This window comes from Klebsiella sp. EMBS2024 (genome assembly GCF_036233805.1).
Taxonomy (GTDB): domain Bacteria; phylum Pseudomonadota; class Gammaproteobacteria; order Enterobacterales; family Enterobacteriaceae; genus Klebsiella; species Klebsiella pneumoniae.
The window spans coordinates 254,453-279,180 of the sequence record NZ_JAZARW010000001.1; the positions used below are offsets into that span (position 1 = coordinate 254,453).

Here is a 24,728-nt window from a genome sequence, read left to right on the forward strand (position 1 = left end):
GAGCACAAAGAATTTGCCTGGCGGCACTAGCGCGGTGGTCCCACCTGACCCCATGCCGAACTCAGAAGTGAAACGCCGTAGCGCCGATGGTAGTGTGGGGTCTCCCCATGTGAGAGTAGGGAACTGCCAGGCATCAAATTGCAGTAAGCCGGGGTGACAACCGGTGGTAATAAAGCGAAGAAATTCGGTGGAGCGGTAGTTCAGTCGGTTAGAATACCTGCCTGTCACGCAGGGGGTCGCGGGTTCGAGTCCCGTCCGTTCCGCCACTTATTAAGAGCCCTGAGCATTTGCTCAGGGCTTTTTTGTTTGATCTGTTCTCTATTATTGCTAATTCAGCAAAAATCCTCTGCATTAATCGCTCTTTTTCCCCTCCACACCATCAGCCATAATTTCATCCGTTAACCGAAATGAAGAAATAACGAGGAAAATCATGGCAATCCCTGCATTTGGTCTTGGCACCTTCCGTCTGAAAGATGATGTTGTTATCGCATCCGTAAAAACCGCGCTGGAGCTGGGCTATCGTGCTATCGACACCGCGCAAATCTATGACAACGAAGCCGCGGTGGGTCAGGCTATCGCCGAAAGCGGCGTGCCGCGTGATGAGCTGTTCATCACTACCAAAATCTGGATCGAGAACCTGAGCAAAGACAAACTCATCGCCAGCCTGCAAGAAAGTCTGCAGAAGCTGCGCACGGACTATGTTGACCTGACGCTCATCCACTGGCCATCACCGAACGATGCGGTTGCCGTTGAAGAGTTTATGGCAGCCCTGATGGAAGCGAAGAAGCTGGGTCTGACCCGTCAGATTGGTATCTCCAACTTCACTATTCCACTGATGGAGCGCGCGATTGCCGCCGTTGGCGCTGAAAACATTGCGACCAACCAGATTGAACTCTCGCCGTATCTGCAAAACCGTAAAGTCGTCGACTGGGCACGTGAGCACGGCATCCACATCACCTCTTACATGACGCTGGCTTATGGTAAGGCGCTGAAAGATGAAGTGATTGCCCGTATCGCGGCGAAACATAATGCGACTCCGGCACAGGTTATCCTGGCATGGGCGATGGGCGAGGGGTACGCGGTGATCCCGTCCTCGACGAAGCGTGATAACCTGGCCAGCAACCTGAAGGCGCTGGATCTGCAGTTGGATGATGAAGATCGACAGGCGATCGCTGCGCTGGATTGCAACGATCGGCTGGTGAGCCCGCAAGGTCTGGCGCCGCAGTGGGATTAATCACTCGCTACCGGTATGCCGTTCGCCCTGCCGCCCGAGAAGGTATTACGACAGCTCCTTCGGGAGCTGTTTTACGTGGTCGCTCAGAAAATCAATAAATGCCCTGATGCGAGTGCTGACCGCCCGGTCGCTGTAATAGACGGCACTGAAAGGCATTTCCACCGGTAAGCGCTTATCCGCCAGTAGCTCGACAAACTCTCCGCTGGCAATCTCTTTATCCACCATGTAATCCGACAGGCAGGCAATACCGTTGCCGGTCAGGCACAGCTGCTTGAGCGTTTCGCCGCTATTGGATGACACCGCCGCTTCGATCTCTAACAGCTGGCCATCGCAACAGGATACCGGCCAGGTATTCAGCGATACCGGCTCGGTGAAGCCGAGGCAGTGATGCTGTTTCAGATCGGACGGATGCTGCGGCATACCGTAGCGCGCGACATAGTCGGGCGAGGCGACGATCTTACGATAGCTGGTAAACAGCGGTCGGGCGCGCAGGCTGGAATCCGTTAAGGTCCCGGCCCGAATGGCCACATCCACTTTCCGTTCAATCAGATTGATAAACGTCTCAGACGAGACGAGCGACAGCGTCATTTCCGGGTAGCGCTCGCGAAATGGCTTCACCAGCGGCATGAGAAAATGCAGCATCACCGGCGTCGCGGCATCTACCCGCAGCAGGCCCCGCGGCGTCGTGCGCGTCTCCAGCAGATCGTTCTCTGCCGCCGCCATTTCCTGCAAGACCACCTGCATACGGCGAAAATAGCGCTCGCCTTCTTCTGTCAGGCTGAGCTGGCGGGTGGTCCGATTGAGCAGGCTTACGCCTAGCTTTGATTCCAGCTTTTTGACCGCCCGGCTGACGGCGGAGTTGGCCTGTCCGAGCTGCTCGGCCGCCCGGCTGAAACTCCCGCTTTCCACCACCGCCACAAAGATGGCGATCTCCTCTGATGTGGCTCTCATTATTGCACCTATAGCAAAATTCTATTGATACTTTGATAGTTTTTGTTATTTATACAACCCTTCATACTACGTGTCATCTTAATCCTGATGCTACGGAGTAAATTATGCCACTGGCGCTATTTGCCTTAACCATCGGTGCCTTCGCAATTGGCACCACTGAATTTGTGATTGTCGGCCTGGTCCCGACCATTGCTCAGCAACTCTCTATCTCTCTGCCTTCGGCGGGACTGCTGGTCTCTATCTACGCGCTGGGCGTGGCGATCGGCGCCCCGGTACTGACGGCGTTGACCGGGCGTATGCCGCGTAAACAGCTGCTGCTGGCGCTGATGGTGCTGTTTACGGCGGGTAACATACTGGCCTGGCAGGCCCCGGGCTATGAAACGCTGATCCTGGCGCGACTGCTGACTGGTCTGGCGCACGGCGTGTTCTTTTCTATCGGCTCGACAATCGCCACCAGCCTGGTGGCAAAAGAGAAAGCAGCCTCGGCCATCGCCATTATGTTCGGTGGCCTGACGGTCGCGCTGGTGACCGGCGTTCCCTTTGGCACCTTTATTGGCCAGCATTTCGGCTGGCGGGAAACCTTCCTCGCGGTATCGATTCTCGGGGTGATTGCGCTAATCAGCAGTCTGCTTCTGGTGCCGAATAATATTCCGGGCCGCGCCAGCGCCAGCCTGCGCGATCAGCTGAAAGTATTAACCCATCCGCGCCTGCTGATGATCTACGCCATTACCGCGCTGGGCTATGGCGGCGTGTTTACCGCTTTTACCTTCCTGGCGCCGATGATGCAGGAGCTGGCCGGCTTCAGCCCGTCAGCGGTGAGCTGGATCCTGCTGGGCTATGGTGTCTCGGTGGCTATAGGTAACGTGTGGGGCGGCAAACTGGCCGATAAGCATGGCGCCGTCTCCGCGCTGAAGTTTATCTTCGCTGCGCTGGTTGTGCTGCTGCTGGTCTTCCAGCTGACCGCCAGCGTTCACTATGCCGCGCTGGCGACAGTGCTGGTGATGGGCGTTTTCGCCTTCGGCAACGTGCCGGGTCTGCAGGTCTATGTGGTGCTAAAAGCCGAACAGTACACGCCTGGCGCCGTCGACATCGCTTCCGGCCTGAATATTGCCGCCTTCAATATCGGTATCGCGCTGGGGTCGATCGTCGGCGGACAGACGGTCGAACGGTACGGTCTGGCGCAGACGCCGTGGATTGGCGCGATGATTGTGCTGGTCGCTTTGCTGTTGGTGGTCCTGAGCGGACGTTTAGATAAATTGCCACGCCGTTCGGCAGCGCTTTCTCCCGAAGGCTAAGGGTTTCTCGCAATTTGCATTGAAAGTGTATGGGAAAATCCCTATAACAGAATAACCAGTCGTCGTCGGGCTGGTTTCTGTTATCGAGGATTAATGCCCAAATTGCGAAAGAACACCTACGCCATGCGCTATGTCGCCGGACAACCTGCGGAGAGAATATTGCCTCCGGGGGCGTTTGCGGGCGTAAGTCCGGTTTATCCCGCCGGCACGCCGTTAAGCAGCGATGAGAAGATCCGCGTGCTGGTATGGAATATCTTCAAGCAGCAGCGCGCAGAGTGGCAGTCGGTCCTCAAAAATTTCGGCAAAGATGCGCATTTGGTCCTGTTGCAGGAGGCGCAAACTACCCCAGAACTGGTCCGGTTCGCGACTTCAAACTATCTGGCCGCCGATCAGGTGCCGGCGCTGGTATTGCCGCAGCATCCTTCCGGCGTAATGACGCTGGCCTCCGCGCACCCCATCTATTGCTGTCCGCTGCGCGAGCGCGAGCCTATTTTGCGATTGCCGAAATCGGCGTTAGTGACCGTTTATCCGCTGCCGGATGCGCGGTTGTTGATGGTAGTCAATATCCATGCCGTCAACTTTAGCCTTGGCGTCGACGTCTACAGCAAACAGCTGCTGCCAATTGGCGATCAGATCGCCCATCACAGCGGGCCGGTGATCATGGCCGGCGACTTCAATGCCTGGAGCCGGCCGCGGATGAATGCGCTGTACCGCTTTGCGCGTGAGATGTCGTTACGCGAAGTTCGTTTCTCAGACGATCAGCGCCGCCGCGCGTTTGGTCGTCCCCTCGATTTTGTGTTCTACCGTGGGTTAAGCGTGCACGATGCTTCCGTGCTGGTGACCCGCGCCTCCGACCACAACCCGCTACTAGTCGAATTCAGTCCCGGCAAGCCTGATTAATTTAAGGTTGGTCAGGCCTGCCATGGGGCAGGCCTGCGCATGCATGGTGCTGCCTTTTATTACTCAAAAAAAACCGTAAGGACAAGACAACATGACAACACGCTCTCACCATGACAACGTCGAAAAGCAGTTCGGCTCCCAGGCCAGCGCCTATCTGACCAGCGCCGTACACGCCTCTGGTCGCGATCTGCAGCGGCTGGCGGAACGGCTGGCTGATTTTCCTCAGGCGAAAGTGCTGGATATGGGCTGCGGGGCAGGGCACGCCAGCTTTACCGCGGCGGGACAGGTTGCCGAGGTGACCGCCTATGATTTATCGAGCCAGATGCTGGAGGTCGTTGCCGCCGCGGCAAAGGAGAAAGGTTTTAGCAATATCGTGACCCAGCAGGGGTACGCCGAAACGCTGCCGTTCGCTGATGCCAGCTTTGATGTGGTGATTAGCCGCTACTCCGCTCACCACTGGCATGACGTTGGCCAGGCGCTGCGTGAGGTGAAACGTGTTCTCAAGCCGGGCGGGGTGATTATCGTGATGGACGTGATGTCGCCGGGTCATCCGGTACGTGATGTCTGGCTGCAGACGGTGGAAGCCCTGCGCGACACCTCGCATGTGCGTAATTATTCCAGCGGCGAGTGGTTGACGCTGGCGACTGAAGCGGGGCTGGTGGTTAACCAGTTGTTGACCGATCGCCTGCCGCTGGAGTTCAGTTCATGGGTGGCGCGGATGCGTACTCCTGAGCCGCTGGTGGAGGCGATTCGCTTATATCAGCAGAGCGCTTCGGCGGAGGTCAAAGCGTACTTCGAGTTACAGGAGGACGGATCGTTTACCAGCGATACCATTCTGTTCGAAGCGCATAAAGCGGTTTAATTTAGGCAACAAAAAAGGCACCGGGGAAGTCGGTGCCTTTTTGTCGAACCAGAGGTATCAGGACTCTGGTCGATCGTTATTTTTCACAAACAACGTTAGCTGATCGCCTGGGCGCAGGTTGTCGGTATCGCTGTTCCAGCGCATCACGTCGCGAATATTAACGCCGTGACGTTTGGCGATGCTCGACAGCGAATCGCCTTTACGAACGCGATAGGTGATGCTATCGCTGTTGTTCGCCAGACGCTGGGCGCTGCTGCCTGCGCCAATAACCAGATTCTGCCCAACCTTTAATCCAGAGCCGCGCAGGTTATTCCACTGCTGCAGATCGCGGGTCGTCACACCAAGACGGGAAGCAATCCCGGAAATGGTGTCGCCGGAACGCACCTTATAGCTACGGCTGGTCAGCGGCGTATTGTCCGCGAGCTGCGTCGGCTGCACGGCGGCAATGTCGCCAGAGGCCAGCGATTCACGCAGCTGTGCGGCGTGCTTCTGCGGCACCATGACGTACTTTGGCCCGCTCGCGCCCAGCGTTGACCCTTTTACGCCCGCATTGAACGTCTTCAGCTTGCTGACCGGCATACCGGCCATGTCCGCGAGCTGAGAAATATCAACCGGACTGTCGAGGCGAACGCGCGCCAGCGCACGGCTTTCATCAGCCGTAGGCAGCTTTACGCCGTAACGTTTGCTGTTTTTGAGAATGTCGCTCAATGCCAGCATTTTCGGGACGTAGATTTTCGTTTCATGCGGCAGAGACAGCGACCAGAAATCGGTGGGTTTGCCACGCGAACGGTTCGCTTTTACTGCCTTCATGACCCGGCCTTCGCCGCTGTTATAGGCTGCGACCGTTAACAACCAGTCGCCGTCGAACATTTTGTTCAGACGTTGCATCATGTCCAGCGCCGCGGTAGTAGACGCGACGACATCACGACGCGCATCGTAACTGCGGGTCTGTTTTAAACCATAATTGCGCCCTGTGCTCGGAATGATCTGCCAAATGCCTGCGGCATTGGCGCCAGACGTCGCGTGTGGGTCAAAAGCGCTCTCCACTATGGGTAGTAATACCAGTTCCATTGGCATGTTACGTTTCTTAACCTGCCCGGCTATCCAGTACATATACGGCTCTGCCCGTAAAGTTACATCGTGGAGATAGCTCTTATTTCTTAAGTACTTCTGTTTCTGTTCGCGAATCCGGGGATTATCCGGTATTCCCATCTTTAGCTCGTCGCCTATGGAAGTCCACAGATCCTGGTCTTGCGCGTAGAAGGTTCCATCATCTAACCAGCGCGCTTGACTTGTGAACTTGCCTGCTTCCCCTTGACCAGCCGCAGAAAGGCTCTGTGCTCGCTGTTCGACGGTGCCATCGTGCTTAGACGCCTGGCACCCCACCAGCAGGACAGAGGCGAGTAATATCGCTCGTGCCTTCATGTGTGTGTCAATAGTTGCTTAAAAGACGACCAAGGATAACGGCGAAGTTGGCCGATGACAAGAATTAAATATCAGAAGTCATCTTTCTTTGACCTTAACCATGCAAATCGCGCCACAGAGTGTTGCAAATTTGTTTCTTTGTTAATTTTGTCAATTAAATCAATATCATTTACGCGTAAAAATAAATTTATACGCCGCTCATTTTTCAGAGTTACGGGTAGTGTTTTTTGTTTTTTTGCACGTAACTCATTAACTTTATGATAGTAATCGTTTATGTCCCTATCATCTGGCAGGATACTCAATGCAAACTTCATATTCGCTAACGTATATTCATGTGCGCAACATATGAGGGTTTCTTCAGGAAGGGCATTAATTTTCATAAATGATTGATACATCTGCTCTGCTGTACCTTCGAACAGCCTTCCGCAGCCGCCGGAAAACATCGTATCGCCACAGAACAGATAAGGTTCGCTGTAGTAACAGATATGTCCTAATGTGTGACCTGGCGTAGAGAAAATGGAAAAATCGTGCCCGAGAATTGACAGCCGATCGCCATCGCCTACCACCTGAGTGACGCCTTTATCCTGGGTTTCCGCCGGCCCGTAAACCACTATAGAAGGGAATTTCTCACGTAATTGTTTTACGCCGCCGACGTGATCCTGATGATGATGGGTCAGTAAAATAGCCTCGGGCTGCCACTGGTTTTCCTCGATGGCCGCCAGAACCGGCGCGGCTTCGCCTGGATCTACGATGATGCAGCGGCCGTTATTCTCACTGAGAACCCAGATGTAGTTGTCCTGAAACGCGGGAATACTGATAAGATTCATAAATTACCTCTAAAGCGTAGCGGAAGGTGGCAATGAAGCCGGCAAGGATACCTCACACAGTGACAGCGCCTGAGCATTGGTCCAGTATGCCGTGGGGCGAATACTATCGCGAAACGCTGGAGCAGCAGATGAAACCGTGGCTGGCTAAATTATATGGCTTTCATCTGCTTAAGATTGGCAATCTGAGCGCGGAAATCAATACCGAAGCTTGCGCCATCTCGCACCAGGTGAATGTCTCGCTGGCGGGAAATCCAATGCAGGTCCGGGCTGACCCGCTGCATTTACCCTTTGCCGAAAAGTCCGTTGACGCCTGCCTGCTGGCGCACACCCTGCCGTGGTGTAGCGATCCGCATCGTCTGCTGCGGGAAGCCGATCGTGTACTGATCGATGATGGCTGGATGATCCTGACCGGGTTTAATCCGGTCAGCCTGATGGGGTTGCGTAAGCTGGTGCCGGTCCTGCGCAAAGGAACGCCTTATAATAGCCGTATGTTTACGCTGATGCGCCAGCTGGACTGGCTGGCGCTGCTCAACTTTGAAGTGCTGCACTATGGACGTTACCAGGTTTTGCCCTGGTCGCGCCATGGCGGCAAATTGTTGAGCACCCATCTGCCGGCGCTGGGCTGTTTGCAATTGATTGTCGCCCGCAAACGGACCATTCCGCTGACGCTCAATCCGATGAAATCCGGCAAAGCGAAAACTCAGCTGCGGCCGGCGGTGGGCGCCACCCGGCAGTGGCGCAAAGGGCAGAATTAACTCTCAGGCAGGTAGCCGACATCGTCCAGTGTGGGGTGGGAGGCCGCCGCGCGCGCCAACTCGTCGCAGCGTTCATTTTCAGGATGGCCGGCGTGGCCCTTTACCCATTCCCATTTAATTTTATGCTGGCCAAGCGCGGCGTCCAGCCGCTGCCAGAGGTCGACATTTTTCACCGGCTTTTTCTCTGCCGTTTTCCAGCCGCGCTTTTTCCAGTTGTGGATCCACTGGGTGATCCCCTGACGAACATACTGGCTGTCAGTGCTGAGCACCACTTCGCAATGCTCTTTTAACGCTTCCAGGGCAACAATTGCCGCCATCAGTTCCATGCGGTTATTGGTGGTCAGACGGTAGCCAGCGCTGAAGGTTTTTTCGTGCTGGCGGTAGCGCATGATGGCGCCGTAGCCGCCAGGTCCTGGATTACCCAGGCAAGAGCCGTCGGTGAAAATTTCTACCTGTTTGAGCATCTCTGGTAGACTTCCTGTAATTGAAATCGATTTGTAAACGATAAGTCTGACATAAATGACCGCTATGAGCACTGCAATTACGCGCCAGATTGTTCTCGATACCGAAACCACCGGTATGAACCAGATCGGGGCACACTACGAGGGACACAAGATCATTGAGATCGGCGCCGTGGAGGTGATCAACCGCCGCCTGACCGGTAACAATTTTCACGTCTATCTGAAGCCCGATCGGCTGGTGGATCCTGAAGCATTCGGCGTACACGGGATCGCCGATGAGTTCCTGCTGGATAAACCTACCTTTGCCGACGTGGCTGATGAGTTTATGGATTACATCCGCGGCGCGGAGCTGGTGATCCATAACGCCTCGTTCGATATCGGCTTTATGGATTATGAATTCAGTAAGCTAAACCGCGGCATCGGAAAAACCGAGACCTTTTGTAAAATCACCGACAGTTTGGCGCTGGCGCGGAAAATGTTTCCTGGCAAGCGCAACAGCCTCGATGCGCTATGTTCGCGTTACGAAATAGACAACAGCAAGCGTACGCTGCACGGGGCGTTGCTCGATGCCCAGATCCTTGCCGATGTCTATTTGATGATGACCGGCGGCCAGACTTCGATGGCGTTCTCTATGGAAGGCGAAAGCCAGCAGCAGGCGGGAGAGATGGGAATTCAGCGCGTCGTCCGCGCCGGCAGTCAGTTACGCGTGGTTTATGCCTCAGATGAAGAACTGGCGAACCATGAATCCCGCCTCGACCTGGTACAAAAGAAAGGCGGAAGCTGCCTGTGGCGTGCCTGATAGCCACTAAAATGAATTAAAAGTAGGCGGTTGGGTGATTTTTGCAGCAAACGATTCAAAATGGTAGAAAAAGCGTTGACGGGGTAGAGGGGAATCCGTAATATTCGCCTCGTTCCCAACGGAACAACAACGCGGAGCGGTAGTTCAGTCGGTTAGAATACCTGCCTGTCACGCAGGGGGTCGCGGGTTCGAGTCCCGTCCGTTCCGCCACTATTCAGAAAGCATGAGTCAGCAATGATTCAGGCTTTCGTCGTTTTCGTCGCCGAATTTCAGCGCACCTCTTGTTCCTCCTGCATGCACTGCATAAATACCCGCATCGCCGGACTGATAGCCTTCCCGGCATGGTGGGCGCAGAGCGCATGGATCGTCAACGGCGTCTCGCTGAATGGCAGCTCAACCAGCGTCCCGCGCTTGAGCTCGTCCTCCACCGCAAAGCGTGGCAGAAAACTCACTCCCAGATTTCCCGCCACGCACTGCTTGATACTCTCAATACTCCACAGCTCAATGGTGTTCTCCAGAGTAATTTCGCGCTGGCGCAGGGTGCTTTCAAAAATCTGCCGGAACACGCACTGGGGTTCGTTGATGATAAAGCTCAGCGGGATATGCTGCCGCGGGCGCATGAAGTCTACCGGCGCCTGCTCGACCGATGCGACCAGCGCCAGCGACTGCTGGCCAAGCTCCATTATCGTGAGCGCGTCATCGTTACCCACCCGGTAAAACACCCCCAAATCGACCTCGTCGGCAAGCAGCGCATCGCGGATGCTGTAGCAGTTGAGCGACTGCAGCGACAGGCGCACTTTCGGAGCGCGTTGCTTAAAACGCTGCAGCACCCGCGGCATTTTATACGCCAGCAGCGTTTCGCCAGTGGCGACGCGAAGTTCGCCGCCGGGCTCATCGTCCTGGCGTGCCGCCTGACGAATCGAGGCCATCACTTTAGTCAGGTCGTAGACATGCGGCAGGACCTTCTTACCGGCGGCGGTGAGACACATCCGCCGGCCGATTTTCTCAAACAGCGGGATGGCAAGCTCCTGCTCCAGCTGCTGGATATGAAAAGTCACGGTGGACTGAGTGCAGCATAGTTTCTGCGCCGCGCGCAGAAAGGAACCTTCTTCGACAACAGTTTTGAAGGTGATGAAGCGTCGCAGATCCATATTTCCTCTTTGTATCGATATTATCGAAGCGAGAATGAAAAAATATTCATTTTTTTAAATTATCAGCTTCGGGTAGTGTCTGCCAGACAAGAGGAGAAAACCCGTGACACCTACCCTGATAAGCGCCTTTTTAACTTACACTTTGATCACCGCCCTGACACCCGGGCCCAACAATATCCTGGCGCTGAGCAGCGTCACCTCCCATGGTCTACGCCGCAGCCTGCGGGTGCTGGCCGGGATGAGCGTCGGGTTTATTATCACTATGTTGATTTGCGCGGCTTTAACCTTTTCGCTGGTTGAACTCGACTCACGCTTTACCCTGGTATTGGGATGGATTGGCGCGGCGTACATCCTGTGGCTGGCCTGGCAGATTGCCAAAAGCAAACCGGCGACAGGGATGCCGAGTGTAGAACCGGTAGGCTTTTGGGCGAGTCTGGGGCTGCAGTTCGTCAACGTTAAAATTATTCTGTATGGCATCACCGCGCTCTCTACCTTTGTTCTGCCCGTTACTCGCGAGCCTGTTTGGCTTATCAGCGTGAGTCTGCTGCTGGCGGCGATTGGCGCGCTGGGAAATCTGTGCTGGGCGCTGGCGGGGCATCTGTTTCAGCGCCTGTTTTTGCTGTACGGGCGGCAACTGAACTGGATGCTGGCTGCGTTATTGGTCTACTGTGCTGTGCGGATCGTGGTGGAATAAAAAGGGAGCGCAGCGGCTCCCGAAGGGTGATTAGCCGATCGTGAAAGGATCGGCATCGCGCCAGGCGGGGAATTTTTCACGATATTCCTGAAGGGCGCTCAGCGACAGCTCGGCATCAAGACGAGTGGCCTGATGCGGATCGGCGGTGGCGATAATCTCCCCCTGGGGATTGATAATCCGACTATCGCCGCGGTAATGATGGCCGTTGCCGTCAGTGCCAACCCGGTTACAGCCGGCGACATAGGCCTGGTTTTCAATCGCGCGGGCGATCAGCAGCGACTGCCAGTGCAGCGAGCGCGGCGCCGGCCAGTTGGCGACATACAGCGCCAAATCATAGTCGTTCTGATTACGCGACCATACCGGAAAGCGCAGGTCGTAACAGACCAGCGGCAGGATTCGCCATCCACGCCATTCAAAGACCATGCGCTGGTTTCCGGCCTCATAGTGATGATGTTCATCGGCCATACGGAACAGGTGCCGTTTATCATAATGGTGCACCGTACCGTCAGGCTCGACCAGCAGGAAGCGGTTAACAGCGCCGTGTTCAGTTTGCAGCGCAGCGCTGCCGGCAATCAGCGCCTGGGATTGCGCAGCCCGGGCATGCATCCACTCCACCACGTCGGCCTCGGGTAAAGACTGTTTTGCCGCTTCCATGGCAAAGCCGGTGGTAAACATCTCTGGTAAAACAATCACATCGCGCCCGGTGATTCCTTCCAGTTGGCGATCAAAATGGCGCAGGTTGGCAGGGCCGTCCATCCAGACCAGCGGTTGTTGCAACAGCGAAATTTTCAGGCCAGGCACAATGGTCAACTCCATTCTCATGAGGGGGTTAGGTTAACTGTAACACCATATCAGCCGCGCGGCGGTCCGCGGAATATTTTGTTAAAAAAATGCTACTGATGGAAACGAAAGGGGAGGAGAGGGCGAAAAAAAGGCGGGGAAAGTTCCCCGCCCGGCGTGTGATGTGGTAGTGGTTTTATTATGCAGCTTCAACTTTACGAACTTTTTCCGGCAGCTTTACCGGCTTTGTCGCCAGCTCCTCTGGCGCAAAGTCGTCGACGTTAATGCTGCGCAGACGGCTATGCTCTGCACGGGTAAGAATGGCGGCCTCATCCTGACTGATTAATCCTTTGGCCAGCGCGTTGTGGGCCAGCTCATCCAGACGGGTGAACGGCAGATTTTTACCCAACTCTTTGCAGATCCGCTGGTGGATAGGATCGGCCGCCATCACTTCCAGCAGGGCCTCTTCCAGCAGGCCTACCGGGTTATGCTCGCTCGGCGTCAGATACTGACCGCGACCGATGCGGGAGCGCGTGGCGCTGGGCACCTGCAGAATTTTGGCGACCTGGTGGTCCAGCCTATCCGACGGCGCATGATGATGACGGCCGGTCGGGAAGATGACCAAGCGCATTACGCCTGCCACCAGACGGTTCGGGAAATTGTCCAACAGATCGTCAATGGCTTGCTCGGCCTGGTGCAGCGCGTCCTGTACCCCCCAGTGAACCAGCGGCAGATCGGCTTCATTGCGTCCTTCATCGTCATAGCGTTTCAGCACCGCCGAGGCCAGGTACAGCTGGCTTAACACATCCCCCAGACGGGCGGAGATACGTTCGCGTCGCTTGAGGCTGCCGCCGAGCACCGCCATTGAGACGTCTGACAGCAGTGCCAGGTTGGCGCTCAGACGATTCATTTGCTGATAGTAGCGACGGGTGGCGTCACGGGTCGGCGCGCTGCTGGTGCGCCCGCCGGTCAGGCCCAGCCAGAAACTCCGCACTTTATTACTGCCGACATGGCCGATGTGTTTGAACAGCAGCTTGTCATAGGCGTTCAGGTCATTATTCTGCGCGGCGGCCATCTCCTCCAGTACGTACGGATGGCAGCGAATCGCCCCCTGACCGAAGATCATCATGCTGCGGGTCAGAATGTTTGCGCCTTCCACGGTGATGGCGATAGGCGCGCCCTGATAGGCCCGGGCGAGGAAGTTGCCTTCGCCCAGCATAATGCCTTTCCCGCCGGTAATATCCATCGCGTCGATAATGGAGCGCTGGCCGCGGTGGGTGCAGTGATATTTCACAATAGCGGACAGCACTGCAGGTTTCTCGCCGAGCATGATGCCGTAGGTGATCAGCGACGCCGCAGCGTCCATCACATAGGCGTTACCGGCGATACGCGCCAGCGCCTCTTCAATCCCTTCCATTTTGCCGATGGAGATTTTGAACTGGCGGCGAATATGGGCGTAAGCGCCAGTCGCCATGGCAACGGATTTCAGACCACCGGTGGCGTTGGACGGCAGAGTAATACCGCGGCCGACCGATAGACATTCAACCAGCATGCGCCAGCCCTGACCGGCCATGCTTGGGCCGCCGATGATGTAATCGATAGGCACGAAGATATCTTTGCCGCGGGTTGGACCGTTCTGGAACGGCACATTCAGCGGGAAGTGGCGACGGCCGATTTCCACGCCCGGGGTGGAGGTGGGGATCAGCGCGCAGGTGATACCCAGCTCTTCTTCTCCGCCCAGCAAACGATCCGGGTCAGAGAGTTTGAAAGCCAGCCCCAGCACGGTGGCGATAGGCGCCAGCGTGATATAACGTTTGTTCCAGGTCAGGCGCATCCCCAGCACCTGTTGACCCTGCCAGTCGCCCATGCACACCACGCCGGTATCCGGGATGGCGCCGGCGTCAGAGCCCGCTTCCGGGCTGGTGAGAGCGAAGCAAGGGATTTCCAGGCCGCGTGCCAGACGCGGCAGATAATGATTCTTCTGTTCTTCGGTACCGTAATGCTGCAGCAGTTCGCCCGGACCCAGCGAGTTCGGGACGCCGACGGTGATCGCCAGGATGCCGGAGACGCCAGAGAGTTTCTGCAGTACTCGTGCCTGAGCGTAAGCGGAGAACTCAAGTCCGCCATACTCTTTCTTAATGATCATCGCGAAGAAGCGGTGCTCTTTCAGATAGGCCCACAGCTCCGGCGGCAAATCGGCCATTTCGTGGGTGATGGCGAAGTCGTTAGCCATCCGGCAGGCTTCTTCAACTGGGCCGTCGAGGAAAGCTTGCTCTTCGGCGGTCAGCCGCGGCTGCGGATAGTTATGTAACTTTTGCCAGTCAGGATTGCCGCGAAACAGATCGCCTTCCCACCAGGTAGTGCCGGCGTCGATGGCTTCTTTTTCCGTGCGCGACATCGGCGGCATCACCTTGCGGAATGTGCGAAACGCCGGTGCGGAAATCATGGATTTACGCATAGGCGCAAAGTTAAACGGCAACAGTATGATCGCCAGCGGCAGCAGCAGCCAGATATTCCACACTCCGGCCGCGCCGAGCGCCGCGGTCCAGGCGAGCAAAATCACGCTGCTGAGCAGCAGGCTGACCCGGTGATAGAAGAGCGCGCCGAGTAAAACGACGGTTGCAACAATACTCAAAATCATCATAGAGAAATGCTCCCTGAGCTTGTAGGAGGTCTGACCACTTGTGATGTATTGGTTGTAGTGCATGCGTTTTTATTTAGCAATGTGTTTACAAAATAATTACAACCTTGCTCACATTGTTGTATGCAAAAGCGGCACATAAAATCAAAAGAGCGAGGGATAACGCTGCCTGCTGCTTCTCGCTTCGACGGCTATCCGGTACACTGCCGGGGTTATTCCACTCATACTGAAGGATTATCCTCATGTACCAGGATCTTATTCGTAACGAACTGAACGAAGCCGCGGAAACGCTGGCTAACTTTCTGCAGGACGAAGCCAATATCCATGCTATCCAGCGTGCCGCTGTCCTGCTGGCGGATAGCTTTAAGGCGGGTGGGAAAGTGCTGTCCTGCGGTAACGGCGGTTCCCATTGCGATGCGATGCATTTTGCGGAAGAGCTGACCGGACGTTATCGCGAAAACCGCCCGGGTTACCCGGCCATCGCGATCTCCGACGTCAGCCACCTCTCCTGCGTGAGCAATGATTTTGGCTATGAGTATGTGTTCTCCCGCTACGTTGAATCCGTTGGCCGCGCAGGCGATGTGCTGCTCGGTATCTCCACGTCTGGCAACTCCGGCAACGTGATTAAGGCCATTGAGGCCGCGCGGGCGCAGGGGATGAAAGTGATCACCCTGACCGGTAAAGACGGCGGTAAAATGGCCGGTAGCGCTGATGTTGAAATTCGCGTGCCGCACTTTGGCTACGCCGACCGCATCCAGGAGATCCATATCAAAGTGATCCACATTCTGATTATGCTGATCGAAAAAGAGATGGCGAAAGGCTAACAGGCAGGTGAGTGTGTACTGTTGACGGTGGCCTCGCTCCGGCGCCGTCGTGATTTGTGAGGGTGAGGTGATCTATGTGCGAACTGCTCGGGATGAGCGCCAATGTGCCAACCGATATCTGTTTTAGCTTTACCGGGCTGGTGCAGCGCGGCGGCGGGACGGGGCCGCATAAAGACGGCTGGGGCATCACCTTCTATGAAGGTAAAGGCTGTCGCACATTCAAGGATCCCCAGCCGAGCTTTCAGTCGCCGATCGCGAAACTGGTTCAGGATTACCCCATTAAGTCCTGTTCCGTCGTCGCCCATATTCGTCAGGCCAACCGCGGGAGGGTGGCCCTGGAGAACACCCATCCCTTCACCCGCGAACTGTGGGGGCGCAACTGGACCTATGCGCACAATGGGCAGCTAAAAGGCTATAAGTCGCTGAAAACCGGTAATTTTCATCCGGTAGGTGAAACCGACAGTGAAAAAGCGTTTTGCTGGCTGCTGCACCGTTTAACCGAGCGCTATCCGCGCACGCCGGGCAATATGCTGGGCGTTTTCAAGTATATCGCCACCCTCGCGGGTGAACTACGTGAGAAAGGGGTGTTCAACATGCTGCTGTCGGACGGGCGCTACGTAATGGCGTTCTGCTCGACCAATCTGCACTGGATCACCCGGCGAGCGCCGTTCGGCGTGGCAAAACTGCTGGACCAGGATGTGGAGATCGACTTTCAACGCGAGACCACACCCAACGATGTGGTCACGGTTATCGCCACGCAGCCGCTGACGGCCAATGAAACCTGGCATAAGATCATGCCAGGCGAGTGGGCGTTATTTTGTCTCGGGGAGCGTGTAGTTTGAGGCCAGCTGCGGCTGGACAACCTCGTGGCTGAGCGGCTTGCTCACCACATAGCGGCCGTCGGTCACTGATACGACCGGCGGTTTGTGGGTCTGCTGGAAATAGTCATAGCCTGGCTTGAGCTGTTTCCAGAAATCCGCGTAGTAGGAGTATTTGTGGCGTTCCATGTTGGCGTTGGTCATGCGGAACGGATAGATACTCACCTGCACGCTTGGCTGGCCGAAGACTAAGGCGCCGGTCACGAACTGGAAGATCTCATCGATACCGCTGTCGGTCATGGCGTAGCAGCCGACTGAGACGCAGTCGCCGTGGATCATCAGGTATTTCCCTTCATAACCATGGGCGCGATCGTAGGCGTTCGGGAAGCCGATGTTAATCGCTTTATAGAAGCGGCTGTCGGGTTTGAGCTGGCTGCGGGTGACGTTATAGAACCCTTCCGGACTCTTGAAATCGCCCTGGCGCTGTTTCGGACCGAGGCCACCGGAGTAGTTGCAGATCCGGTAGCTGTCGAGGAGCTGGTAGGTCTCACCCATTTTGACGTAAAGGTCGAGCATGCGCTCTTCTTTAAAGATCTCAATGTAAACCGGTGAACCCATTAATTGCTGCTTATATTCTTTGCTAACCGGCGTCGTCGGGCTGTTGCTGCTGAGCAGCCCGGCAAATGACACGCACGGCAACAGAAGCATCGCAATAAATAATGCGATTTTGCGCATACTGCTTGTTCCTTGATAAAACAAAATAGCCACATTGCCAGGACGGCAAGAGAGACCCGAAATCAGAGTTTTCTGGATTTAGAGCGCTCACATTAGCATCACGGCATTTTTTCGCAAGGGCGACGTGGCGGCGTTTACAAATCAGCCTCACTTTATACCCTGCCAGCGACGAAAACACAGTGAGAACTTTGCGCAATAGCTCGCATTTTAGAAGCACTTATCGCCCCTTGCGCTACAGCCGCCGCTCACGAAATGTTACACTTGCGCCGGTTCATCATCAGAGTAAGAAAGGATGCTTCTCTTCCGTCCTGAGCGCTACTGGCGCCGTTTCGCCCTTTCTTCTCTGCCATTCTGTCAATAAGCTGGCCCTGACCTGCGTCGGGGTTGAGGTTACGGATACCTGCTAACGATATGATTAAAATCACGAAAGGGCTGGATTTGCCCATAGCTGGCATGCCATTACAGCAGATTTCTCCCGCGCCAGCGGTGAAGCGCGTCGCGCTACTCGGCGAAGAGTACGTTGGCATGCGTCCCGCGATGGCGGTTAAAGAAGGCGATCGGGTCAAAAAAGGTCAGATCCTGTTCGAAGATAAAAAGATCCCTGGCGTCTGCTTTACCGCCCCGGCGAGCGGGATCGTCAGCGCGATCCACCGCGGCGAACGGCGCGTGTTGCAGTCGGTGGTGATTGATATCGAGGGCAATGACGCGGTGGCGTTTACCCGTTACGCCGCGGACGCGCTGGCCGAACTGCCGCGCGACACCGTACAGCAGCAGCTGCTGGCGTCGGGCCAATGGACGGCGCTGCGTACCCGGCCGTTCAGCAAAACGCCGCTCCCGGGGAGCACGCCCGCCGCTATCTTTGTTAACGCCATGGACACCAATCCGCTGGCGGCGGAGCCGCAGCCGATTATTCTGGCCGAACGTGCCGCCTTCGACGCCGGTCTTACTGTGCTCACGCGCTTGACCGACGGGAAAGTGCACGTCTGCCAGCCCAGCGGCGGCAAGCTGGGCGGTCATCCTCTCGGCCAGGTTTGTTTCAATCAGTTCAGTGGGCCGCACCCGGCGGGGCTGCCGGGAACGCATATTCACTTTCTGGAGCCGGTGAGCCTGAATAAGCAGGTCTGGCACCTCAATTATCAGGACGCGATCGCCATTGGTAAGCTTTTCCTCGACGGGGAGCTCTACTGCGAACGGATAATTGCGCTCGGCGGCCCGCAGGTAACATCTCCGCGGCTGGTCAAAACGACGCTCGGCGCCAGCCTGGAGGATCTGCTGGCAGGTGAGCTGCAGGAGGGGGAAAACAGGGTCATTTCCGGCTCGGTGCTTAGCGGCGCCCGCGCCCATGGCCCTCACGCCTTCCTGGGGCGCTTCCATCTGCAGGTGAGCGTGGTCAAAGAAGGGCGGGAAAAAGAGCTCTTCGGCTGGGTGATGCCGGGCAAAGAGAAATTCTCGATTACCCGCACCACGCTGGGCCATTTCTTCAAGCGCAAGCGCTTTCATTTTTCCACCGATACCAACGGCGGCGAGCGGGCGATGGTGCCGATCGGCAACTACGAGCGGGTGATGCCTCTGGATATCCTGCCGACCATACTGCTGCGCGATCTGCTGGCCGGAGACACCGACAGCGCTCAGGCGCTGGGCTGTCTGGAGCTGGATGAAGAAGATCTGGCGCTGTGCACCTATGTTTGCCCTGGAAAGTATGAATATGGCCCGGCGCTGCGCAGCGTGTTAACCCGGATTGAGCAGGAAGGATAAGAGATGGGCTTAAAGCACCTGATTGAGAAACTTGAGCCGCATTTCACGCATGGCGGCAAGCTGGAAAAATATTACCCGCTGTATGAGGCGGCGGCGACCATCTTCTACACGCCGGGCCAGGTAACCCGCGGCGCGGCGCACGTGCGCGACGCCATCGACCTGAAGCGGATGATGATCCTCGTGTGGTTTGCCGTATTCCCGGCGATGTTCTGGGGCATGTACAACGTTGGGCTGCAGACCATTCCGGCGCTGCACAAGCTATACGGCGCCGAACAGCTGCAGCAGGCGATCGCCAACAACTGGCACTACAGCGTCGCCCAGTGGTTAGGGGTGAGCTTCAGTGCCGACGCCGGCTGGCTGAGCATGATGACCCTGGGCGCGGTCTTCTTCCTGCCGATCTATATCACCGTTTTTATCGTCGGTGGCTTCTGGGAAGTGCTGTTCGCGATTGTGCGCAAGCATGAGATTAACGAAGGTTTTTTCGTTACCTCTATTCTCTTCGCGTTGATTGTGCCGCCCACGCTGCCGCTGTGGCAGGCGGCGCTGGGGATCTCCTTCGGCGTGGTGATCGCCAAAGAGATTTTCGGCGGCACCGGGCGCAACTTCCTCAACCCGGCGCTGGCGGGGCGCGCGTTCCTGTTCTTCGCCTATCCGGCGCAGATTTCCGGCGACCTGGTATGGACCGCGGCGGACGGTTTCTCCGGCGCCACGCCGCTCTCCCAGTGGGCCAGCGGCGGCGGTGAAGCGCTGGTGAACGTGGCGACTGGCGTGCCGGTGAGCTGGATGGACGCCTTCCTCGGCAATATTCCCGGCTCAATAGGCGAAGTGTCAACGCTGATGATCTTCATCGGCGGGGCGATCATCCTCTTTGGCCGCGTCGCGTCCTGGCGCATCGTCGCCGGGGTAATGATCGGTATGATCGCCACCGCCACCCTGTTTAACGTTATCGGCTCCGACACCAACCCGATGTTCGCTATGCCATGGTACTGGCATCTGGTGCTCGGCGGTTTCGCCTTCGGGATGATGTTTATGGCGACGGACCCGGTATCCGCCTCGTTTACCGATAAAGGGAAATGGAGTTACGGCGTGCTGATCGGCGTGATGTGCGTGCTGATCCGCGTGGTGAACCCGGCTTATCCGGAAGGGATGATGCTGGCGATCCTCTTCGCCAACCTCTTCGCACCGCTGTTCGATTATCTGGTGGTGCAGGCCAATATTAAGCGGAGGAAGTCGCGTGGCTGAGAAGAAAAGTAACGATAGCATCGGCAAAACGCTGCTGGTGGTGCTGGTGCTTTGTCTGGTCTGCTCCATCGTGGTGGCGGGCTCGGCCGTGGGGCTGAAATCCCGCCAGCAGGCGCAGCGGGCTTTGGATAAGCAGCGCAATATCCTGGCAGTGTCAGGGCTGATGCACCCCGGTATGGATGCGGATGCGGTAGCGGACACCTTCGCGGCGCGCATTACCCCGCGACTGGTGAATCTGGCCACCGGCGAACTGCTGGAGAAAGACCCGGGTAAATTTAATCAGGCTCAGGCGCTGAAGGATCCGCAGCAGAGTATGGCCCTGGATGCCAGTCAGGATCCGGCTGGTATAAAGCGACGCAGTAATCTGGCGGAAATTTACCTGGTGCGCGANNNAGCAGAAGATTGAGCAGGTGGTGCTGCCCATTTATGGCAACGGCCTGTGGTCGATGATGTATGCCTTTGTGGCGCTGGACGTCGATGGCCGCACGGTAAAAGGCATTACTTACTACGATCAGGGCGAAACGCCGGGGCTGGGCGGCGAGGTGGAAAACCCGAACTGGCGCCAGCAGTTTGTCGGCAAGCAGGTGCTGGATGACAACGGCATGCCGGCGCTGAAGGTGGTGAAAGGCGGCGCGCGCGCAGGCGATCTCCACGCGGTTGACGGTTTATCCGGCGCCACGCTGACGTCCAATGGCGTGCAGCATAGCTTTGATTTCTGGATGGGCGAACTGGGCTTTGGTCCGTTCCTGAAAAAGGTTCGTGAGGGAGAGCTGAATAATGGCTGAACAGAGCGATATGAAAGAGGTGAAGCGCGTGCTGGTGGGGCCGCTCATCGCTAATAACCCCATCGCCCTGCAGGTGCTGGGCGTCTGCTCCGCACTGGCGGTAACCACCAAACTGGAAACCGCCTTCGTGATGACCATTGCGGTGACCCTGGTGACGGCGTTCTCCAGCATGTTTATCTCGATGATCCGCCACCATATTCCCAATAGCGTGCGCATCATCGTGCAGATGGCGATCATCGCCTCGCTGGTGATCGTGGTGGATCAGCTGCTGCGGGCTTTCGCCTATGAGACCTCCAAACAGCTGTCGGTATTCGTCGGGCTTATCATCACCAACTGCATCGTGATGGGCCGCGCCGAAGCCTACGCCATGAAGTCGCCGCCGCTGGCGAGCTTTATGGATGGTATTGGCAACGGTCTCGGCTATGGCGCGATCCTGATTATCGTCGGCTTCCTGCGCGAGCTTATCGGTAGCGGCAAGCTGTTCGGTATCACGGTGCTGGAGACGGTGCAGAACGGCGGCTGGTATCAGCCGAACGGCCTGTTCCTGCTGGCGCCGAGCGCGTTCTTCATTATCGGTTTGCTGATCTGGGCCCTGCGTAGCTGGAAGCCTGAGCAGCAGGAAAAGGAGTAATCGGTGATGGCTCATTACATCAGCCTGTTTGTCCGCGCGGTGTTCGTTGAGAACATGGCGCTGGCCTTCTTCCTCGGGATGTGCACCTTTCTTGCGGTGTCGAAAAAGGTCTCCACCGCCTTCGGCCTCGGCGTCGCGGTGACGGTAGTGCTGGGGCTTGCCGTGCCAATCAATAACCTGGTCTATAACCTGGTGCTGCGCGACGGCGCGCTGGTTGAGGGGGTGGATCTCAGCTTTCTTAACTTCATCACCTTTATCGGAGTGATCGCCGCGCTGGTGCAGATCCTCGAGATGATCCTCGATAAGTATTTTCCGGCACTGTACAACGCGCTGGGCATCTTCCTGCCGCTGATTGCGGTTAACTGTGCGATTTTCGGCGGCGTGTCGTTCATGGTGCAGCGCGATTACAACTTCCCGGAGTCCATCGTCTACGGCTTCGGCTCCGGCATTGGCTGGATGCTGGCGATCGTGGCGATGGCGGGGATCCGCGAAAAAATGAAGTACGCCAACGTGCCCGCCGGTTTGCGCGGGTTAGGGATCACCTTTATCACCACCGGACTAATGGCGCTGGGCTTTATGTCCTTCTCCGGCGTGCAGCTATAAGGGCGAATAAGTATGGAAATTATTCTTGGCGTCGTGATGTTCTCGCTGATTGTGCTGGTGCTGTCGGGGCTTATCCTGGCAGCGCGCTCAAAGCTGGTGAACGCGGGCGACGTGGTTATTGAGATCAATAACGAAGCGGATAAACAGATCCGCACCCCGGCGGGTGACAAACTGCTGAACACGCTGTCCAGCAACGGGATCTTCGTCTCCTCCGCCTGCGGCGGCGGCGGCTCCTGCGGCCAGTGTCGGGTAACTGTTAAAGAGGGCGGCGGGGATATCCTGCCGACCGAGCTTTCGCATATTACCAAGCGGGATGCCAAAGCCGGTTGCCGTCTGGCCTGTCAGGTGGCGGTGAAGCAGAACATGAAGATTGAACTGCCGGAAGAGATTTTCGGCGTCAAAAAATGGGAGTGTGAAGTTATCTCTAACGATAACAAAGCCACTTTCATTAAAGAGCTCAAGCTGCGGATCCCGGAGGGGGAGGTGGTGCCGTTTCGCGCCGGGGGCTATATTCAGATTGAATGCCCGCCGCATAAAGTGGCCTATGCAGATTTTGATGTTCCCGATGAATACCGTTCAGACTGGGATAAGTTCAACCTGTTTCGCTATGTCTCTGAGGTGAAAGAGCCGACCCTGCGCGCCTACTCAATGGCTAACTATCCGGAAGAGAAGGGCATCATTATGCTCAATGTGCGCATCGCGACGCCGCCGCCGAAGGTCCCGGATGCGCCGCCGGGGATCATGTCATCCTATATCTGGTCGCTGAAGCCGGGCGATAAGGTGACGATTTCCGGGCCGTTTGGCGAGTTCTTTGCTAAAGAAACCGACGCCGAGATGGTGTTTATCGGCGGCGGCGCCGGGATGGCGCCGATGCGTTCGCATATTTTCGACCAGCTCAAGCGCCTGCACAGCACGCGCAAAATCAGCTTCTGGTACGGCGCCCGTTCGCTGCGCGAAATGTTCTACGATGAGGAGTTTGAACAGCTGGCGCGCGACAATCCAAACTTTACCTTCCACGTCGCGCTCTCCGATCCGCTGCCGGAAGATAACTGGACCGGGCATACCGGCTTTATCCATAACGTTCTGTACGAGAACTATCTACGCGATCACCCGGCGCCGGAAGACTGCGAGTTCTACATGTGTGGGCCGCCGGTAATGAACGCCGCGGTAATTAAGATGCTCAAAGATCTGGGCGTCGAGGACGAGAATATTCTCCTCGACGACTTTGGAGGCTGACGATGCTGACGGTATTTATCGCGACCTTTGTGATTTTTGCGCTGGTGATCTTCGGCATGTCGCTGGGCTACCTGGTGAAGCGCAAGAGCATCCAGGGCAGCTGCGGTGGGATCTCCGCGCTGGGGCTGGAGAAAGTCTGCGATTGTCCGGAACCGTGCGACGCGCGTAAAAAGCGCCTCGCCCGCGAGGCGCAGCGTCAGCAGCGGCGTATTTTGTAATGCCCGGCGGCGCTGCGCATGCCGGACCTGCTGCTTCAGTTTTGTAGGCCGGGTAAGGCGCCAGCCGCCACCCGGCATAAAGCGGCTCCGTGCCCGGCGGCGCTGCGCATGCCGGGGCTGCTGCTTCGGTTTTGTAGGCCGGGTAAGGCGCCAGCCGCCACCCGGCAACAACATGCCAGCAATGTGAGGCCGCTTTCGCGGCTTTTTTAGCCGTTGACTCCCTTACTGCCAGCTTTTCGCCTGCGCCGGAGAATCCACCATCACCCCGTCGGCGCCCAGTTCTATCGCCGTGCGGTAGTCTTCCGCACTGTTGATGCCGAAGAAGATAATGTGCGCTTTATCCTGCGAGCGGAAGCAATCCATTGCCTCTTTATCCCAGGTGAGCGTCGCCGGGGAGATCCCTTCGCCAAGGGTGAATTTCTCCACCACCTCGACTTTGCGCTTCAGCTCCAGTCCATACCACTGCTCACCATCGCGTTGACTCGCTGGCTGGCACTGATGGCTGAGCGAAATATTGGCAAGCCTGGTGCGGGTTTCACTGCGAGTGACAAAGCGAGGGATGGCTGGCGGCAGGGCGGCGATATAGCGGTCTTCGGTGGAATAGACCCGCACGCGATCGAGGCTATCGGTGGTTTTTAACACTTCAAGCAGGCGCTGGCCCATCACGGTCGGATCGGCATCCGGAGATTTGATATCGATATAGAAAAAAGTGTGCGGCCATTGCTGTAAAACGCTTTGCAAGGTCGGAATGGTGGCCTGCTTACCGCGCCACGGGTGGCTGTCATCCCCCCATTTCCAGCCGGCGTCGACTTTCGCCAGCTCGGCGGCGGTCAAACCGGAAACTTTGCCCTCGCTATTGGTCAATGCGGAAAGATCGCTTGACCGGTAGAGCACCGGTACGCCGTCGCGGCTTAACTGCACCGTGACCCAGATGGCTTCGGCGTTATTCTCCAGCGCCAGCTTAATGGCCGGCAGGGTATTTTCCGGCGCATCGCCGGTGCCGCCGCGGTGGGCTATCAGCTGTGGAGCGGCCCAGGCGCCGGCGGTGGCCAGCAGGCAAAGCGCGGTAAGTATTTTCTTCATGATTACATCTTCCTGATTTATCT

At 56.8% G+C, this 24,728-nt stretch carries 24 protein-coding genes, 2 tRNA genes, 1 rRNA gene and 1 pseudogene; 19 read left to right on the forward strand and 9 right to left on the reverse strand.

Annotated elements, in window-relative coordinates; translation table 11 throughout:
• The first annotated feature begins 16 nt into the window (after positions 1-16).
• From rrf to dkgB, 3 genes are all read left to right on the forward strand, one after another.
• Positions 17-132 (forward strand): 5S ribosomal RNA (rrf, locus tag VZP09_RS01170).
• A 57-nt stretch (positions 133-189) separates the two neighbouring features.
• Positions 190-266 (forward strand) — tRNA-Asp (locus VZP09_RS01175).
• Between the two features lie 164 nt (positions 267-430).
• Positions 431-1,234 carry a 2,5-didehydrogluconate reductase DkgB gene (gene dkgB / locus VZP09_RS01180; protein ID WP_023316468.1) on the forward strand — a complete coding sequence of 268 codons (804 nt, stop codon included), beginning with the start codon at positions 431-433 and terminating at the stop codon, positions 1,232-1,234.
• A gap of 45 nt (positions 1,235-1,279) precedes the next feature.
• Here dkgB and yafC read toward each other — a convergent pair whose 3' ends face one another.
• Positions 1,280-2,185: a DNA-binding transcriptional regulator YafC gene (yafC, locus tag VZP09_RS01185; protein WP_002889616.1), complete on the reverse strand. Its 906-nt coding sequence runs from the start codon at positions 2,183-2,185 to the stop codon at positions 1,280-1,282.
• Positions 2,186-2,289: 104 nt separating this feature from the next.
• Here yafC and VZP09_RS01190 point away from each other — a divergent pair, with 104 nt between their 5' ends.
• The 3 genes from VZP09_RS01190 (at position 2,290) to VZP09_RS01200 (ending at position 5,242) form a co-directional block, all read left to right on the forward strand.
• Positions 2,290-3,480, forward strand: coding sequence for an MFS transporter (locus VZP09_RS01190; RefSeq protein ID WP_032414551.1), 1,191 nt, complete (start codon positions 2,290-2,292; stop codon positions 3,478-3,480).
• Positions 3,481-3,582: 102 nt separating this feature from the next.
• The gene (locus VZP09_RS01195; protein ID WP_002889629.1) at positions 3,583-4,380 is read left to right on the forward strand and encodes an endonuclease/exonuclease/phosphatase family protein; all 798 of its coding nucleotides are present in this window, start codon (positions 3,583-3,585) and stop codon (positions 4,378-4,380) included.
• A gap of 91 nt (positions 4,381-4,471) precedes the next feature.
• Positions 4,472-5,242, forward strand: a complete 771-nt coding sequence (locus VZP09_RS01200; protein ID WP_002889630.1) for a class I SAM-dependent methyltransferase — start codon at positions 4,472-4,474, stop codon at positions 5,240-5,242.
• A gap of 57 nt (positions 5,243-5,299) precedes the next feature.
• Here VZP09_RS01200 and mltD read toward each other — a convergent pair whose 3' ends face one another.
• A complete protein-coding gene (gene mltD / locus VZP09_RS01205; protein ID WP_004210407.1) occupies positions 5,300-6,667 on the reverse strand; it encodes a murein transglycosylase D in 1,368 nt (455 codons plus the stop codon).
• Positions 6,668-6,738: 71 nt separating this feature from the next.
• Positions 6,739-7,494 carry a hydroxyacylglutathione hydrolase gene (gene gloB, locus VZP09_RS01210; protein WP_004145833.1) on the reverse strand — a complete coding sequence of 252 codons (756 nt, stop codon included), beginning with the start codon at positions 7,492-7,494 and terminating at the stop codon, positions 6,739-6,741.
• Between the two features lie 32 nt (positions 7,495-7,526).
• On the opposite strand from gloB, the gene VZP09_RS01215 reads away from it, so the two are divergent.
• On the forward strand, positions 7,527-8,249 hold the full coding sequence (locus tag VZP09_RS01215; RefSeq protein ID WP_002889685.1) for a class I SAM-dependent methyltransferase: 723 nt from the start codon (positions 7,527-7,529) through the stop codon (positions 8,247-8,249).
• Here VZP09_RS01215 and rnhA read toward each other — a convergent pair.
• Positions 8,246-8,713, reverse strand: coding sequence for a ribonuclease HI (rnhA, locus tag VZP09_RS01220; RefSeq protein WP_002889686.1), 468 nt, complete (start codon positions 8,711-8,713; stop codon positions 8,246-8,248). The genes VZP09_RS01215 and rnhA overlap by 4 nt on opposite strands.
• Positions 8,714-8,777: 64 nt before the next feature.
• Between rnhA and dnaQ the strand changes: the two genes are divergently transcribed.
• Positions 8,778-9,509: a DNA polymerase III subunit epsilon gene (dnaQ, locus tag VZP09_RS01225; protein WP_004152034.1), complete on the forward strand. Its 732-nt coding sequence runs from the start codon at positions 8,778-8,780 to the stop codon at positions 9,507-9,509.
• 133 nt (positions 9,510-9,642) lie between these two features.
• Positions 9,643-9,719, forward strand: a tRNA-Asp gene (locus VZP09_RS01230).
• A gap of 59 nt (positions 9,720-9,778) precedes the next feature.
• Here VZP09_RS01230 and VZP09_RS01235 read toward each other — a convergent pair.
• Complete coding sequence (locus tag VZP09_RS01235) at positions 9,779-10,660, reverse strand: LysR family transcriptional regulator (RefSeq protein ID WP_016530025.1); 882 nt, start codon at positions 10,658-10,660, stop codon at positions 9,779-9,781.
• Positions 10,661-10,763: 103 nt separating this feature from the next.
• Here VZP09_RS01235 and eamB point away from each other — a divergent pair, with 103 nt between their 5' ends.
• Complete coding sequence (gene eamB, locus VZP09_RS01240) at positions 10,764-11,354, forward strand: cysteine/O-acetylserine transporter (protein ID WP_002889688.1); 591 nt, start codon at positions 10,764-10,766, stop codon at positions 11,352-11,354.
• 30 nt (positions 11,355-11,384) lie between these two features.
• Here eamB and VZP09_RS01245 read toward each other — a convergent pair whose 3' ends face one another.
• Together VZP09_RS01245 and fadE are read right to left on the reverse strand one after the other, a co-directional pair.
• Complete coding sequence (locus VZP09_RS01245; protein ID WP_328795459.1) at positions 11,385-12,155, reverse strand: amidohydrolase; 771 nt, start codon at positions 12,153-12,155, stop codon at positions 11,385-11,387.
• Between the two features lie 178 nt (positions 12,156-12,333).
• Positions 12,334-14,778, reverse strand: a complete 2,445-nt coding sequence (gene fadE / locus VZP09_RS01250) for an acyl-CoA dehydrogenase FadE (RefSeq protein WP_002889690.1) — start codon at positions 14,776-14,778, stop codon at positions 12,334-12,336.
• A 239-nt stretch (positions 14,779-15,017) separates the two neighbouring features.
• Here fadE and lpcA point away from each other — a divergent pair, with 239 nt between their 5' ends.
• A complete protein-coding gene (gene lpcA / locus VZP09_RS01255; protein WP_004145825.1) occupies positions 15,018-15,599 on the forward strand; it encodes a D-sedoheptulose 7-phosphate isomerase in 582 nt (193 codons plus the stop codon).
• A gap of 74 nt (positions 15,600-15,673) precedes the next feature.
• On the forward strand, positions 15,674-16,441 hold the full coding sequence (locus VZP09_RS01260; RefSeq protein WP_002889696.1) for a class II glutamine amidotransferase: 768 nt from the start codon (positions 15,674-15,676) through the stop codon (positions 16,439-16,441).
• Here the strand turns inward: VZP09_RS01260 and dpaA are convergent.
• Positions 16,412-17,152: a peptidoglycan meso-diaminopimelic acid protein amidase gene (dpaA, locus tag VZP09_RS01265; RefSeq protein WP_002889699.1), complete on the reverse strand. Its 741-nt coding sequence runs from the start codon at positions 17,150-17,152 to the stop codon at positions 16,412-16,414. The genes VZP09_RS01260 and dpaA overlap by 30 nt on opposite strands.
• A gap of 411 nt (positions 17,153-17,563) precedes the next feature.
• On the opposite strand from dpaA, the gene VZP09_RS01270 reads away from it, so the two are divergent.
• The 7 genes and pseudogenes from VZP09_RS01270 to nqrM all read left to right on the forward strand — a co-directional run bounded on the left by VZP09_RS01270 (position 17,564) and on the right by nqrM (position 23,622).
• Positions 17,564-18,907: a Na(+)-translocating NADH-quinone reductase subunit A gene (locus VZP09_RS01270; RefSeq protein WP_002889702.1), complete on the forward strand. Its 1,344-nt coding sequence runs from the start codon at positions 17,564-17,566 to the stop codon at positions 18,905-18,907.
• A gap of 3 nt (positions 18,908-18,910) precedes the next feature.
• Complete coding sequence (locus VZP09_RS01275; RefSeq protein WP_004147186.1) at positions 18,911-20,149, forward strand: NADH:ubiquinone reductase (Na(+)-transporting) subunit B; 1,239 nt, start codon at positions 18,911-18,913, stop codon at positions 20,147-20,149.
• A pseudogene (locus tag VZP09_RS01280) lies at positions 20,142-20,934 on the forward strand (Na(+)-translocating NADH-quinone reductase subunit C). Before VZP09_RS01275 ends, VZP09_RS01280 begins: the two are co-directional and overlap by 8 nt.
• A complete protein-coding gene (locus tag VZP09_RS01285) occupies positions 20,927-21,565 on the forward strand; it encodes an NADH:ubiquinone reductase (Na(+)-transporting) subunit D (protein ID WP_002889716.1) in 639 nt (212 codons plus the stop codon). The pseudogene VZP09_RS01280 and the gene VZP09_RS01285 overlap by 8 nt, the downstream one beginning before the upstream one ends.
• A 6-nt stretch (positions 21,566-21,571) precedes the next feature.
• Positions 21,572-22,168, forward strand: a complete 597-nt coding sequence (gene nqrE, locus VZP09_RS01290) for an NADH:ubiquinone reductase (Na(+)-transporting) subunit E (protein ID WP_004177335.1) — start codon at positions 21,572-21,574, stop codon at positions 22,166-22,168.
• A gap of 12 nt (positions 22,169-22,180) precedes the next feature.
• A complete protein-coding gene (gene nqrF / locus VZP09_RS01295; RefSeq protein ID WP_023286055.1) occupies positions 22,181-23,404 on the forward strand; it encodes an NADH:ubiquinone reductase (Na(+)-transporting) subunit F in 1,224 nt (407 codons plus the stop codon).
• 2 nt (positions 23,405-23,406) lie between these two features.
• Positions 23,407-23,622, forward strand: a complete 216-nt coding sequence (gene nqrM / locus VZP09_RS01300) for a (Na+)-NQR maturation NqrM (protein ID WP_004178678.1) — start codon at positions 23,407-23,409, stop codon at positions 23,620-23,622.
• A 222-nt stretch (positions 23,623-23,844) separates the two neighbouring features.
• Here the strand turns inward: nqrM and VZP09_RS01305 are convergent, their stop codons facing one another.
• Entirely contained in the window at positions 23,845-24,705 is an 861-nt protein-coding gene (locus VZP09_RS01305) for a glycerophosphodiester phosphodiesterase family protein (protein ID WP_016530032.1), read from the reverse strand.
• Positions 24,706-24,728: the final 23 nt, after the last annotated feature.

Excerpts from the sequence above, each read along its gene's own strand:
- VZP09_RS01260 (WP_002889696.1), top strand. The coding sequence starts at position 15,674 with ATGTGCGAACTGCTCGGGATGAGCGCCAATGTGCCAACCGATATCTGT.
- VZP09_RS01285 (WP_002889716.1), top strand. The coding sequence starts at position 20,927 with ATGGCTGAACAGAGCGATATGAAAGAGGTGAAGCGCGTGCTGGTGGGG.
- yafC (WP_002889616.1), bottom strand. The coding sequence starts at position 2,185 with ATGAGAGCCACATCAGAGGAGATCGCCATCTTTGTGGCGGTGGTGGAA.
- dpaA (WP_002889699.1), bottom strand. The coding sequence starts at position 17,152 with ATGCGCAAAATCGCATTATTTATTGCGATGCTTCTGTTGCCGTGCGTG.
- dnaQ (WP_004152034.1), top strand. The coding sequence starts at position 8,778 with ATGAGCACTGCAATTACGCGCCAGATTGTTCTCGATACCGAAACCACC.
- mltD (WP_004210407.1), bottom strand. The coding sequence starts at position 6,667 with ATGAAGGCACGAGCGATATTACTCGCCTCTGTCCTGCTGGTGGGGTGC.
- VZP09_RS01200 (WP_002889630.1), top strand. The coding sequence starts at position 4,472 with ATGACAACACGCTCTCACCATGACAACGTCGAAAAGCAGTTCGGCTCC.
- nqrE (WP_004177335.1), top strand. The coding sequence starts at position 21,572 with ATGGCTCATTACATCAGCCTGTTTGTCCGCGCGGTGTTCGTTGAGAAC.
- nqrF (WP_023286055.1), top strand. The coding sequence starts at position 22,181 with ATGGAAATTATTCTTGGCGTCGTGATGTTCTCGCTGATTGTGCTGGTG.
- VZP09_RS01215 (WP_002889685.1), top strand. The coding sequence starts at position 7,527 with ATGAAGCCGGCAAGGATACCTCACACAGTGACAGCGCCTGAGCATTGG.
- VZP09_RS01270 (WP_002889702.1), top strand. The coding sequence starts at position 17,564 with ATGATTAAAATCACGAAAGGGCTGGATTTGCCCATAGCTGGCATGCCA.
- fadE (WP_002889690.1), bottom strand. The coding sequence starts at position 14,778 with ATGATGATTTTGAGTATTGTTGCAACCGTCGTTTTACTCGGCGCGCTC.
- gloB (WP_004145833.1), bottom strand. The coding sequence starts at position 7,494 with ATGAATCTTATCAGTATTCCCGCGTTTCAGGACAACTACATCTGGGTT.
- VZP09_RS01305 (WP_016530032.1), bottom strand. The coding sequence starts at position 24,705 with ATGAAGAAAATACTTACCGCGCTTTGCCTGCTGGCCACCGCCGGCGCC.
- lpcA (WP_004145825.1), top strand. The coding sequence starts at position 15,018 with ATGTACCAGGATCTTATTCGTAACGAACTGAACGAAGCCGCGGAAACG.
- VZP09_RS01190 (WP_032414551.1), top strand. The coding sequence starts at position 2,290 with ATGCCACTGGCGCTATTTGCCTTAACCATCGGTGCCTTCGCAATTGGC.
- nqrM (WP_004178678.1), top strand. The coding sequence starts at position 23,407 with ATGCTGACGGTATTTATCGCGACCTTTGTGATTTTTGCGCTGGTGATC.
- dkgB (WP_023316468.1), top strand. The coding sequence starts at position 431 with ATGGCAATCCCTGCATTTGGTCTTGGCACCTTCCGTCTGAAAGATGAT.
- VZP09_RS01275 (WP_004147186.1), top strand. The coding sequence starts at position 18,911 with ATGGGCTTAAAGCACCTGATTGAGAAACTTGAGCCGCATTTCACGCAT.
- rnhA (WP_002889686.1), bottom strand. The coding sequence starts at position 8,713 with ATGCTCAAACAGGTAGAAATTTTCACCGACGGCTCTTGCCTGGGTAAT.
- VZP09_RS01235 (WP_016530025.1), bottom strand. The coding sequence starts at position 10,660 with ATGGATCTGCGACGCTTCATCACCTTCAAAACTGTTGTCGAAGAAGGT.